The organism is Streptomyces sp. NPDC088707 (assembly GCF_044752725.1).
Taxonomy (GTDB): domain Bacteria; phylum Actinomycetota; class Actinomycetes; order Streptomycetales; family Streptomycetaceae; genus Streptomyces.
Map to the genome: position 1 here is coordinate 397,403 of NZ_JBIVLV010000003.1, position 12,280 is coordinate 409,682.

Annotated in this window: 11 protein-coding genes and 2 tRNA genes; 7 read left to right on the forward strand and 6 right to left on the reverse strand. The window is 72.4% G+C overall.

The genetic code is table 11. The features are described 5' to 3' along the window. Window positions 1-79: 79 nt before the first annotated feature. Complete coding sequence (locus ACIP84_RS12585; protein ID WP_401797751.1) at window positions 80-1,213, forward strand: acyl-CoA dehydrogenase family protein; 1,134 nt, start codon at window positions 80-82, stop codon at window positions 1,211-1,213. Between the two features lie 36 nt (window positions 1,214-1,249). Here ACIP84_RS12585 and ACIP84_RS12590 read toward each other — a convergent pair whose 3' ends face one another. From ACIP84_RS12590 to ACIP84_RS12610, 5 genes are all read right to left on the reverse strand, one after another. Next, window positions 1,250-1,594: a rhodanese-like domain-containing protein gene (locus tag ACIP84_RS12590; RefSeq protein ID WP_055599075.1), complete on the reverse strand. Its 345-nt coding sequence runs from the start codon at window positions 1,592-1,594 to the stop codon at window positions 1,250-1,252. 57 nt (window positions 1,595-1,651) lie between these two features. Beyond that, entirely contained in the window at window positions 1,652-2,446 is a 795-nt protein-coding gene (locus ACIP84_RS12595; protein WP_401797980.1) for a hypothetical protein, read from the reverse strand. Between the two features lie 346 nt (window positions 2,447-2,792). Further along, entirely contained in the window at window positions 2,793-4,292 is a 1,500-nt protein-coding gene (locus ACIP84_RS12600; protein ID WP_401797753.1) for a DUF2252 domain-containing protein, read from the reverse strand. Window positions 4,293-4,533: 241 nt separating this feature from the next. Next, on the reverse strand, window positions 4,534-5,193 hold the full coding sequence (locus ACIP84_RS12605) for a response regulator transcription factor (RefSeq protein WP_355957135.1): 660 nt from the start codon (window positions 5,191-5,193) through the stop codon (window positions 4,534-4,536). A gap of 37 nt (window positions 5,194-5,230) precedes the next feature. Then, on the reverse strand, window positions 5,231-7,021 hold the full coding sequence (locus ACIP84_RS12610; RefSeq protein WP_401797755.1) for a sensor histidine kinase: 1,791 nt from the start codon (window positions 7,019-7,021) through the stop codon (window positions 5,231-5,233). A gap of 166 nt (window positions 7,022-7,187) precedes the next feature. Here ACIP84_RS12610 and ACIP84_RS12615 point away from each other — a divergent pair, with 166 nt between their 5' ends. The 3 genes from ACIP84_RS12615 to ACIP84_RS12625 all read left to right on the forward strand — a co-directional run bounded on the left by ACIP84_RS12615 (window position 7,188) and on the right by ACIP84_RS12625 (window position 8,259). Continuing rightward, the gene (locus ACIP84_RS12615) at window positions 7,188-7,430 is read left to right on the forward strand and encodes a hypothetical protein (protein WP_401797981.1); all 243 of its coding nucleotides are present in this window, start codon (window positions 7,188-7,190) and stop codon (window positions 7,428-7,430) included. A 19-nt stretch (window positions 7,431-7,449) separates the two neighbouring features. Beyond that, window positions 7,450-8,097, forward strand: a complete 648-nt coding sequence (locus ACIP84_RS12620) for an MBL fold metallo-hydrolase (RefSeq protein WP_401797757.1) — start codon at window positions 7,450-7,452, stop codon at window positions 8,095-8,097. 88 nt (window positions 8,098-8,185) lie between these two features. After that, a tRNA-Met gene (locus ACIP84_RS12625) sits at window positions 8,186-8,259 on the forward strand. Between the two features lie 176 nt (window positions 8,260-8,435). Here the strand turns inward: ACIP84_RS12625 and ACIP84_RS12630 are convergent. Then, a tRNA-Leu gene (locus tag ACIP84_RS12630) sits at window positions 8,436-8,522 on the reverse strand. A 659-nt stretch (window positions 8,523-9,181) separates the two neighbouring features. Between ACIP84_RS12630 and ACIP84_RS12635 the strand changes: the two genes are divergently transcribed. From ACIP84_RS12635 to ACIP84_RS12645, 3 genes are all read left to right on the forward strand, one after another. Beyond that, window positions 9,182-10,051, forward strand: a complete 870-nt coding sequence (locus ACIP84_RS12635; RefSeq protein ID WP_355957145.1) for a DUF3662 and FHA domain-containing protein — start codon at window positions 9,182-9,184, stop codon at window positions 10,049-10,051. A 10-nt stretch (window positions 10,052-10,061) separates the two neighbouring features. Next, window positions 10,062-10,586 (forward strand): FHA domain-containing protein, encoded by a 525-nt coding sequence (locus ACIP84_RS12640; RefSeq protein ID WP_401797759.1) that lies wholly within the window; start codon window positions 10,062-10,064, stop codon window positions 10,584-10,586. 179 nt (window positions 10,587-10,765) lie between these two features. Continuing rightward, window positions 10,766-12,259, forward strand: coding sequence for a Stp1/IreP family PP2C-type Ser/Thr phosphatase (locus ACIP84_RS12645; protein ID WP_355957148.1), 1,494 nt, complete (start codon window positions 10,766-10,768; stop codon window positions 12,257-12,259). Window positions 12,260-12,280: the final 21 nt, after the last annotated feature.

A 12,280-nucleotide genomic window follows, 5' to 3' on the forward strand; every position in this document is an offset into this window, starting at 1 on the left:
CCCCATTCCCTTCCACTAGAACCTGTTCTATCTTGACGAACCGTCAGGACCAGCAGGGGCACAACGGGAGGGCAGAGCAGTGGACTTCACCTTCACCGAAGAGCAGCAGGCAGCCGTCGAGGCCGCCAAGGCGGTCTTCTCGGGCGTCACACCCGACGCGGTACCGAGCCCCGCCCTCACCCCGGGCGCCGTCTCCGAGGACCTCGACCGACCGCTCTGGTCCCGCCTGGCCACCGCCGACCTCCTCGGCCTCGTGGTGTCCCCGGAGCACGGCGGCGGCGGACTCGACCCCGTCGCCCTCTGCCTCGTCCTGCGCGAATCGGCCCGCGTCCTGGCCCGCGTCCCCCTCCTGGAGACCAGCGCCGTCGCCACGACCATCGAGCGGTACGCACCCCCGAAGACAGCCGCCGAACTGCTCCCCCGCGTAAGCCGCGGCGAACTCGTCCTCACCGCCGCCTCCCAGGGACGCACCGGCCACGACCCCGCCGAACGCGCCGTCACCGCCCACCGCGACGGCACCGACTGGATCCTCGACGGCCTGCAGACCGCCGTCCCCTGGGCCCACGGCGCCGACATCATCGCCGTACCGGCGCACACCCCCGACGGCGCCACCGTCCTCGCCCTACTGCCCCGCACACACGACGGACTGACCCTCACCGCCCAGTACTCCACCAGCGGCGAACTCCTCGCGGAACTACGGCTCGACGCCGTCCGCCTCGACAGCACCGACGTCATCGACGCCGAAGGCGCCTGGGACTGGCTGCGCGGACTCCTCACCACCGGAACCTGCGCGCTCGCCCTCGGCCTCGGCGAGGCCGTCCTCACCATGACGAGCCAATACACCGGAAAACGCGAACAGTTCGGCCACCCCGTCGCCACCTTCCAGGCCGTCGCCGTCCAGACCGCCGACCGCTACATCGACCTGCGGGCCATGGAGGTCACCCTCTGGCAGGCGGCATGGCGCCTGTCCAGCGGAGCCGAAGCGGCACTCCCCGCCGAAGGGGACATCGCCGTCGCGAAGATCTGGGCCTCCGAGGGCGTACGCCGGGTGGTGCAGACCGCTCAGCACCTGCACGGCGGCTTCGGCGCGGACACCGACTACCCGCTGCACCGCTTCCACGCCTGGGCCAAACACCTGGAGCTGTCCCTCGGCCCCGCCGCGGCCCACGAGGACGCCTTGGGCGACCTCCTGGCCGCCCACCCCCTCGACTGAGCCCCGCCGGAGCCGGGCGGGAAAGCCGGAGGAACGTCAGAGAACGAAGGCCGGGCTTCCGGTACCCGTCACCATCGGACGTCCGGCACCGTCCCAGGCGAGCATGCCGCCCTCGACGTTCACCGCGTCGAAGCCCTGCTGCACCAGGTACTGGGTGACCTGCGCCGACCGGCCACCCACCCGGCACATCACATACGCGCGACCGCGCTCGGCCACCGCCTCGGTCACCTCACCGAAGCGGGCCACGAAGTCGCTCATCGGCACGTGCAGCGCACCCTCGACATGCCCGGCGGCCCACTCGTCGTCCTCCCTGACGTCCAGCACCAGGGCATCGGCCGGCACGGAAGCCGCGTCCACCGAGGGCAGAGGGGAGAAATTCATGGGACCGGCCTTCTCTCGATCAGTACCGCCCGAAGGGTCTCGAGCGCACGGAAAAACCTACTGCACCAGCCCGGCCAGCTCGCTCTCCCGCTCGGAGACCTGCGCGAGCAGCTGCTCCGCGATCTCGTCCAGGAGACGGTCCGGGTCCTCCGGCGCCATCCGCAGCATCGCGCCGATCGCGCTCTCCTCCAGCTCGCGCGCCAGCGTCGACAGCATGTCCTTGCGCTGCGCCAGCCACTCGAGGCGCGCGTACAGCTCCTCGCTCTCGCTGAGCCGCTCCTCGGCCGGCACGGGACCGGCCTCCCACTCGGCGGACAGCTCACGAAGGGCGGCCTCGTCGCCGCGGGCGTAGGCGGCGTTCACCCGCGTGATGAACTCCTCGCGCCGCTTCCGCTCGTCCTCCTCGCGGGCCAGGTCGGGGTGGGCCTTGCGGGCCAGCTCCCGGTAGAGCCTGCGGACCTCCTCGTTGGGCCGGACCCGCTTCGGCGGCCGCACCGGACGGTCGGTGAGCATGGCCTCGGCCTCGGGGGAGAAGCCGTCGGAGTCGATCCAGTCGTGGAACAGCTCGTCCACCCCGGGCATCGGCATGACGGCGGCCCGTGCCTCCTGCGCACGCCGCAGATCCTCGGGGTCTCCGGTCCGCGCCGCCCGCGCCTCGGCGATCCGGGCGTCGAGCTCGTCGAGCCGCGCGTACATCGGGCCGAGCTTCTGGTGGTGCAGCCGCGAGAAGTTGTCCACCTCGACGCGGAAGGTCTCGACGGCGATCTCGAACTCGATCAGCGCCTGCTCGGCCACCCGCACAGCCCGCTCCAGCCGCGCCTCGGGCCGCTCGTCCTGCTGCTCGGCCCGCAGCGCCCCGCCCGCAGGCGCCTCGTCCCCGCCGGGTCCCTGCCGCGGCGACTCGTCTCGGCCCGACTCCTGCTGCGGCGACTCGCTCGGGGACGGCTCGTCCTGAGGCCGCTCGCTCTCGGGGCCCTCGTTCGCACCCTGGTGCACGCTCACGTCTACGCCCGCCCACGTCCTCGTTCCGGCTCGTCCCACCCAGCCTACGGTCCTTCCGGGGGGGCCTCCCCCCCCTCCCCTCCCCCTCCCCACCCTCCCCCCTCATGCCCCGGACAGGGGCAGCGAGCCGCCGTGCCCGTCCTCCCCCGTGCCCCGGCGGCGCGCGGCGCGCCCCGCGGCCTGCTCGGGGCGTCGGTCAGACGCCCAGTTCCGCCGCTATGCGGCCCGCTCGGACGGCGGTGAGCAGGTCGGCGTGGTCGGCGGTGGTGCGGTCCGCGTAGGAGACGGCGAACGCGGCGACGGCCTCGTCGAACTCCTCGTTCTTCCCGCAGTACCCGGCTATCAGGCGCGGGTCGGCGCTGTGGGCGTGGGCGCGGGCGAGCAGGGCCCCGGTCATCCGGCCGTAGTCGTCGACCTCGTCCACGGTGAGTGCGGCGGGGTCGACGCTGCCCTTTCGGTTGCGGAACTGGCGCACCTGGAAGGGGCGCCCTTCCACCGTGGTCCATCCGAGCAGGATGTCGCTCACGACCTGTATGCGCTTCTGCCCGAGCACCACGCGCCGCCCCTCGTGGCCGGGATCGGGCACGGTGAATCCGGCGGTCGGCAGATGGGGCAGCAGGGCGGACGGCCGCGCCTCCTTCACCTGCAGGACGAGCGCCTCGCCCCGGTGGTCGAGGAGGAGCACGACATAGGAACGGGTGCCGACGCTGCCGGTGCCGACGACCCGGAAGGCGACGTCGTGGACGGCGTACCGCGCGAGGAGCGGCAGCCGGTCCTCGGACACGGTCTCCAGGTAGGGGCCGAGGGAGGCGGCGACGGCGGCCGCCTCGCTGTCCGGCACCCTGCGCAGGACCGGGGGAGCGTCCACGAAGCGGCGGCCGCCGCCCTCGGTGTCGGTGACGGCCTCGGTGGAGCGGGCCGCGAACCGGGCGCTGGTGTTGTTGCGGGCCTTGGCGGAGACCCGTTCCAGGGTGCCGAGGAGGTCACGGGCGTCGGTGTGGGAGACGAGCTCCTCGTCGGCGATGGCGTTCCACGCGTCGAGGGCGGGCAGGCGGGCGAGCAGCCGCATGGTGCGCCGGTAGGCGCCGACGGTGTCGAAGGCGGCGGCCCGGCACAGGTCCTCGCTCGCTCCCACCTCCCGGCCGACGAGGACGAGGGAGGTGGCGAGCCGCTTGAGGTCCCATTCCCAGGGGCCGACGACGGTCTCGTCGAAGTCGTTGAGGTCCATGACGAGCCGGCCGCGCGCGTCTCCGTAGAGCCCGAAGTTGGCCGCGTGGGCGTCGCCGCACAGCTGGGCGGCGATCCCGGTGACGGGGGTGCCGGCGAGGTCCTGGGCCATGAGCCCGGCGGCTCCGCGCAGGAAGGTGAAGGGGCTGGCCGCCATCCTGCCGACCCGTATCGGTGCGAGTTCGGGGACGCGGTCCCGGTTCGACTCCTCGACGGCCCGGACGGCGTCGGGACGGTCGGCGGCGAGGGCGGGCTGCCGGTGGGCGGAGCGCGGGACGGTCTCGCGCAGTGCCTTGCCGCGTTCCTTGGGGGAGGCCGCGGTCGCGGCGGTCCCGCCGCCGACGGCGGCCCGGCGGGCGAAGCCCGGCACGTGCGGCACGCGCACGCCGTCCGAGCCGCTGTCCGACCCGCCGTCCGCGGCGCCGTCCGTGTCGCGCTGTCCCGGCACGACGACCTGGTTGTCGTCCATGGCCTGCCCTCCCCCGATACGAAAGTCCAACATCATCCGGCCTGACGGTACCGCCGCACCCGAGCGGTCGTCTGCCCCTGTGGACAGGGGCCTGTGGACAACTCTCCGGACGGCGACGGCCTGCTCTGTCACCTCCTGCGCCGTGCCCCCCGCCCGCCGCGTGCGGGCAGGGCGCGGAGCGCTCCTGCACGAGCACTGCAGAGCCCTGATGCGGGCCTGCTGCAGGCCCGCTGCAGGCCCGCTACAGCCCCGCGTCGCGTGCCAGCAGTGCCGCCTGGACTCTGTTCTCGCAGTCCAGCTTGGCGAGGATCCGGCTCACATACGTCTTCACCGTGGCCTCGCTCATGTGGAGCCGCTTCCCCGCGTCCGCGTTGGAGAGCCCTTCGCCGAGCAGTGCCAGCACATCGCGCTCCTTCTCGCTCAGGCCCGCCACTCGCCCCCGTGCCTCCTCGGCGCGGGCCGCCTCCCGGCCCGTGGCGAGCCGCTCCACGACATGGCGGGTCGCCGCCGGCGACAGATACGCGTCGCCCGCCGCGGCAGCCCGTACGGCCCGGATCAGCTCCGCGGGTGCCGTGTCCTTCAGCAGGAACCCGGCGCCCCCGTGCTCCAGCGTCCGCAGGACGTTGTCCCGCTCCCCGAAGGTCGTCAGGACGATCACCCGGGCCGCGGGCGCCGCCCGGCGCATCTCCGGCAGCGCGGAGAGGCCGTCGAGCACCGGCATCTGGATGTCGAGCAGCACCACGTCGGCGGCGTGCGCCCGTGTCGCCTCGACCGCCTCCCGGCCGTTGGCGGCCTCGGCGACGACCTCGATCTCCGGGTCGGAGGTGAGGATCATCCGGATCCCGGCCCTGATCAGCGGCTCGTCGTCGGCGATCACGACCCTGATGGGCTGCCCTGCCACAGCTACTCCCCACGGCTCCGGTACGGGCGGGTCGGCGCTAGCGCGCCTCGACCTCGTACGACTTCTTCTCGATCAGCTTGCCGTCCTTGAAGCAGAACCGGAAAACAGGCTCCTTCTCGAAGGAGTCGCTGAGCTCCGAGGACATCAGCACCAGGCAGTCGGCGCCCTCCGGCTGCGCCGGTCCCTTGCCGCTGAGGCCGGCGGTGGCGATCGTGTCGCCGGACGGGAGTCGGTCGCGCACCTCCTTCTCCGGCGCCCCGACCTTCACCGCGTCGTACTGCGCGGGCTCGATCATCCCCTCCTTCACCGATCCCATCAGGAAGTAGACACCGACGCCCGCCACCACCACGAGCAGGGCGAACGCGGCGAACGCGATCCCGCAGCCCAGCGCGATCGACCCGCCCGTGCTTCTGCCTCTTCCCCCACGCATCGCCATGGCCAGCTCCCGCTCCGTGAACGTCCAGTCGGTCGGTCCGACCGCGACCGGACGACCATCACCCACCAGCGGTTTCGTGGTCTGCTGCCGGAAGTCGTCGGCCGCATCGACCAAAGGCGCTGCTTCCGCGAGGGGCGCCGCGCCGTAGGGCAGCATCCCGGCGACCCGGAACCCGCCGCCGTCGGCCGGGCCCGCGTGGCACATGCCGCCCACCAGCCGGGCCCGCTCGGCGAGACCGGTCAGCCCCTGCCCGCCGCTCACCACGTCCTTGGCGGGCTCCTCGGTGGGCTTCTCGTTGAGGACCTCGACGACGAAGGTGTCCGGCTCGTACCGCAGGTCGACGCCGATCGCCGCCCCCGGCGCGTACTTGTAGGCGTTGGTGAGGGCCTCCTGCACGATCCGGTACGCGGCGTGGTCGGCGGCCGGAGCCAGTGACCGCTCCTCCCCCGAGCGTCTCAGGCCGACCGCCGTGCCGGCCGTGCGCGCCGCCTCGACGAGTCCCTCGATGCCCGCGATCCCGCGCGCCGCGCGGCCCGTCTCGCCCCCGGACCGCCCGGGTGCCGCGGCCGCCGAACCGTCGGGGGCCTCGATCCCGTCGCGCAGGATCCCGACGACCTCCCGCAGCTCGTGCATCGCGGTCACCGACGCGTTCCGCAGGACGCCGACGACCTCGCGCTGGCGGTCGCTCAGCTCCCGGTCCACTTCGAGGGCTCCGGTGTGGACGGCGATCAGGGCCAGTTGGTGCCCGAGGCTGTCGTGCATGTCCTGGGCGATCCGCTGTCGCTCCCGCAGCCGCGCCTGCCCGACCACCATGGTCCGCTCCCGCAGCAGTTGGGCGTTGCGCTCCTGGAGCGCGTGGAGCAGGGTCCGCCGCTGGGTCCAGTAGCGGTGGGCGAGGCCGGGGGCCAGGGTGGTGCCCAGGTAGTAGAGGGTCGCCGTGAGGGCGATGGTGAGCAGCCGGCCGCCCTCCCAGGGCCCCACGAGGCTCCCCCCGACGTTCAGGACGAAGGCGGCGATGAACGCGGCGAGCGCGCGGCCCGCCCCCGCGATGTACCGGCCGGAGGACCAGCCGACGACCAGCAGCAGGGGCCCGAAGCCGGGCACGAAGGGCGTGAGTCCCGCGGTCAGGACGAGCACGCTCGCGGGCAGTCTGCGGCGCACGAGGGACAGCAGGGCGGACCCGGCGGCGACGAGGCCCAGCACCCAGCCCTCGCCGCCCAGGAGGTCCTCGGTCCCGGCGCCGAGCAGCGCGACGACCGCGGCGAGTGCCAGCTCACCGGTGATCCTGCGCCCCGACCACTGCCCCGGCACCGCGAACCACGCCCACCCTGCGGCGAGCGCGGCCCCGATCCCGTACGAACTCCGGGTCCCCGACTTCGACGTAACGTCCACGCTCGCACCGTAGGCGGCGGGCCGGTCCCGGGTCGTCCCTCTTTCGTCGCACCCGCCGTCGACAAAAGTCGCGCCCCGGGACAGCCGCCCGCGGCCACCGGACCCGCAGCGCGCGCCGTGGCCCGGCGCCCCGTCCGGGCCGCCCCGCCGCGGCGCGCTCGCGGAGCTGGTGAAGGAGGGCAAGCTCGGCGCGATCGGGCTCTCCGAGGCCTCGGTCGCGGAGATCGGCCGCGCCCACGCGCTCCACCCGGTGGCGTCCGTACAGAGCGAACTCTCGCACGTGGCCGTCATCCCGGGCACCAAGACCCGCCGCTACCTGGAGGACAACGTGGAGGCCGGCTCCCTGACCCTTCCCCCGGAGGCCCTGGCCGAACTCGCCGCCCTGCCGGAACCGGTCGGCGCGCGCTGAACGTACGAGGTCCCCAGCCATGCGCCTGCTCGTCCTGACCGCCGCCACCGGCATGTTCGGAACGAACGTCCACATCGTCGCCGCCGGACCGGGAAACCCCTGCCTCGTCGTCGATCCCGGACACGAGTCCCGCGAGACCGTCCTGCGAACCGTCCGCGCCCACCGCCTCGAACCCGAGGCCATCCTCATCACCCACGGCCACATGGACCACACCTGGGACGCCGTTCCGCTCGCCCGGCACTACGGCGTCCCCACCTGGATCCACCCGGCCGACCGCTACCAACTCGGCGCTCCCGCCAGGGGGCTGCCCGACTCGTTTCCCCGCGACCTGCTCGTCGGCCACCCGGACCGGGAACCGGACGAGGTGCGCGAACTCCCCGAGCGGGGCGGTGAACTGGCCCTCGCCGCCGGCACCGTCACGGTGCTGCACACGCCCGGCCACACCAGCGGCTCGGTGATGTTCCGCTTCGACGACGGCGACGAGCCCCTCCTCGCCACCGGCGACACCCTGCTCGCGGGCGGCCGCGGACGCGCGGACGCGCCGACCGCGAGCCCGCCGAGCATGGAGGACTCCCTCCGTCTGGTCACCGACCTCTGCCCGGGGGACACCCGGCTGCTCACCGGGCACGGCCCCACGGCCCTGCTCGACCGGACGGGAATCCGCTGACCCGCGCCACCCGCGGGCGTCCGGTGTGACCTTGGTCATGGTGGGCGGGAGGGGGCGGGCTCGAACTTGTGTAGAGTGGCATCACCGACGCGGGGTGGAGCAGCTCGGTAGCTCGCTGGGCTCATAACCCAGAGGTCGCAGGTTCAAATCCTGTCCCCGCTACGAGAAGAAAGGGGCCCGGCTGATGCCGGGCCCCTTTCGCGTTCCTCCGACCCCGGTCGTCTGCGAGCCACCTCACACCCCGTCCGCTCACCCCACCCGAGGTCAGTCCACCTGGTCACATCAGGGGACAAACGAAAACGGTCGGCATCGTGATCACGATGCCGACCGTTTCCTACTGGTGCGCGAGGGGGGAGTTGAACCCCCACGCCCTTTCGGGCACTGGAACCTGAATCCAGCGCGTCTGCCTATTCCGCCACCCGCGCATTGGGTGTGCTCCGGGCTCTCTCACTTTGCGGTGCGAGCGCCTGGCGACATCAGAAGATTAGCACGTCGCAGACCGTGGATTCACATCCGTTGTTTGGCCTCCGCTCACGCAGACCAAGGTGAGGGAGGGACAGATGCGCAGAGAGGGGAAGGAGGGTGGGGGAAGGACACCAGGCGAAGGGGAGACAGGAGGGAAGGCGGAGGGATGAAGCGGAGGAAGACGGAGAAGAGGAAGGAGACGGAGAAGAGGGAGGAGGGGCAAGAAAGAGGGATGTATCACCCGGGACAGTCTGGGACCGCCCCCGATCCGGCCCCGATCCGGCCTCGGACCGCCCCCGCTCCGTCCCTGATCCGCCCCCGACCCGTCCCGTTCCACCCCCGTTCCGGCCTCGGACCGCCCCCGTTCCGGCCCGGATCGCCCTCGAACAGGCCCGGATCGACCCGAACCACCCCCGAACCACCCCCAGACCTCGACCGAGCCCCCGCTCCCACAGCCGGGTGCGGGACACTGTCCACAGGCCGCCTCTACGATCCGTGGGGAAAGCTTGTGAGAGGTGACACTCGTCCACAGGGCAGAGAAGGGGAACCAGCCGATTTCCCGACGCGTGGATACGATCAGTAAGCAGTACCAGGACGACAACGACGGAGGAGGTGCCCCATGGGAGTCCTGAAGCGTTTCGAGCAGCGTCTCGAAGGTCTGGTCAACGGCACCTTCGCCAAGGTGTTCAAGTCCGAGGTCCAGCCTGTCGAGATCGCGGGCGCGCTCCAGCGCGAGTGCGACAACAACGCGCAGATCTGGAACCGCGAGCGGACCGTCGTCCCCAACGACTTCATCGTGGAGCTGAGCGCGCCGGACTACGAGCGCCTCAGCCCCTACTCGGGTCAGCTCGGCGACGAGCTCGCCGGCCTGGTCAGGGACTACGCGAAGCAGCAGCGGTACACCTTCATGGGACCGATCAAGGTCCACCTGGAGAAGGCCGAGGACCTCGACACCGGTCTGTACCGCGTCCGCAGCCGCACCCTGGCGTCGAGTACGTCACAGTCGCAGCCGCCCGCGGGCGGCCAGCAGCAGCCTCACCAGCAGCAGGGCCAGGGACAGGGCCGCGGCGGTTACGGGTACCCCCCGGCCGGCGCCCCGCCCATGCCCGCCTCCCCGCCGCCCGGCGCTCCCGGCCACCGGCCGGCGGCCGCCGCCGCGGGCCGTCCCGCGGCCCCCGGCCCCGGTACGCACGGGGGAGCGGGCACCCAGGTGCGCCGCTGGATCGAGATCAACGGCACCCGCCATCAGATCTCGCGCCCGACCCTGGTCCTCGGCCGCAGCACCGACGCGGACGTGAGGATCGACGATCCCGGCGTCTCCCGCCGGCACTGCGAGATCCGGACCGGAACGCCCTCGACGATCCAGGATCTGGGATCCACCAACGGCATCGTGGTGGACGGGCAGCACACCACCCGCGCTACGCTCCGCGACGGCTCGCGGATCGTCGTGGGCAGCACCACCATCGTTTACCGGCAAGCCGAAGGGTGAAGCGGGGGCAATGTCAGAGCTGACCCTGACGGTCATGCGGTTGGGTTTCCTGGCCGTTCTGTGGCTGTTCGTCATCGTGGCCGTCCAGGTCATCCGCAGCGACCTCTTCGGTACGCGGGTCACCCAGCGCGGTTCACGGCGCCAGGAGGCGCGACCGCAGCAGCAGCAGGCGCGGCAGGCCGCCGCGCCTCCGCAGCAGCGCGGCCAGCAGACCGCGGGCGCTGGGCGGCAGCGCCGCGGCGCCCCGACCAAGCTGGTCGTGTCCGAGGGCACCCTCACCGGCACGACCGTCGCCCTCCAGGGGCAGACGATCACGCTGGGCCGGGCCCATGATTCGACGATCGTGCTGGACGACGACTACGCGTCCAGCAGGCACGCGAGGATCTACCCGGACCGGGACGGCCAGTGGATCGTCGAGGATCTCGGGTCCACGAACGGCACGTATCTCGACCGGACCCGCCTCACCACCGCCACACCCATTCCGCTGGGCGCGCCGATCCGCATCGGCAAGACCGTCATCGAGCTGCGGAAGTAGTGCTACATCATGAATAGGCGCGAGCGGAGCGAGCGAGTCGGGACGGTCCCCGCCACAGGCCGTGCCGGGCTCCCGACCGGAGCGACTGGAGCGACCGGCGTGACCGGAGCGACCGGAGGGTGGGCAGTGTGGGTCGAGACCGGCTGTACCCCGATGCAGCGTCGACAGGGCAGGTGCGCATGACTCTGTCCCTGCGATTCGCCGCGGGCTCGCACAAGGGCATGATCCGCGAGGGCAACGAGGACTCCGGCTACGCCGGCCCCCGGCTGCTCGCCATCGCCGACGGCATGGGCGGCCAGGCCGCCGGTGAGGTCGCCTCCTCCGAGGTGATCTCCACCCTCGTCACGCTCGACGACGACGTCCCCGGCTCCGACATCCTCACCTCGCTCGGTACGGCGGTGCAGCGCGCCAACGACCAGCTCCGGATGATGGTCGAGGAGGACCCGCAGCTCGAGGGCATGGGCACCACGCTCACCGCCCTGCTGTGGACCGGCCAGCGACTCGGTCTGGTGCACGTCGGCGACTCGCGCGCCTATCTGCTGCGCGACGGTGTGCTGACCCAGATCACCCAGGACCACACCTGGGTCCAGCGGCTCGTCGACGAGGGCCGGATCACCGAGGAAGAGGCCACCACCCACCCGCAGCGCTCGCTCCTCATGCGCGCGCTCGGCAGTGGCGACCACGTCGAGCCCGATCTCTCCATCCGTGAGGTCAGGGCCGGCGACCGGTACCTGATCTGCTCCGACGGGCTGTCCGGCGTGGTCTCGCACCAGACGCTCGAGGACACCCTCGCCAGCTACCAGGGCCCGCAGGAGACCGTGCAGGAGCTGATCCAGCTCGCCCTGCGCGGCGGCGGCCCCGACAACATCACGGTGATCGTCGCCGACGTCCTGGACGTCGACGGCGGCGACACCCTCGCCGGTCACCTCAGCGACACCCCGGTCATCGTGGGCGCGGTCGCCGAGAACCAGGCCGCCCAGCTGAACGACGGCGGGGCGATGCAGACCCCGGCCGGCCGCGCCTCCGGGCTCGGCCGCCCGGCGCCGCACCAGCAGCCGCCCGCCGGCGGGTTCGGCCCGCCCGGGAGCGGCGAGGACCACGGCTACGGCGGAATGCCCCCGCAGGGCTCCTTCGAGTCGTACACCGACGACGACTTCGTGAAGCCGCGCAAGGGCCGCAAGTGGCTGAAGCGCTCCTTCTTCCTGATCCTGGTCCTCGCGATCATCGGCGGCGGGCTGTACGGCGGCTGGCGCTGGACGCAGACCCAGTACTTCGTCGGGTCCAAGGACCAGCACGTGGCGCTGTACCAGGGCATCAGCCAGGACCTTGCCTGGGTCTCGCTGTCGAAGGTCGAGAAGGACCACCCCGAGATCGAACTCAAGTACCTCCCCGCGTACCAGCAGAAGCAGGTCGAGGACACGATCACGGGCGGCACCCTCGCCAAGGCCGAGACGAAGATCGCCGAGCTGGCCGTGCAGGCCTCGGCCTGCAAGAAGACCGCGGAGCGCCGCGCGGCCGCCGAGAAGGCGGCCGACCAGGCGAGCAAGCCGCCGGCCGAGACGCCGGACGGCGCCGCCACCCCTGACCCCAAGCCCACCACAGCCGCTCCGACCCCGGGTCCCACCCTCACCGCGGAGGAGCAGAAGCTGGCCTCGAACTGCGGCAAGCAGTAAGCACCCGTAGGGGGCCTTTCA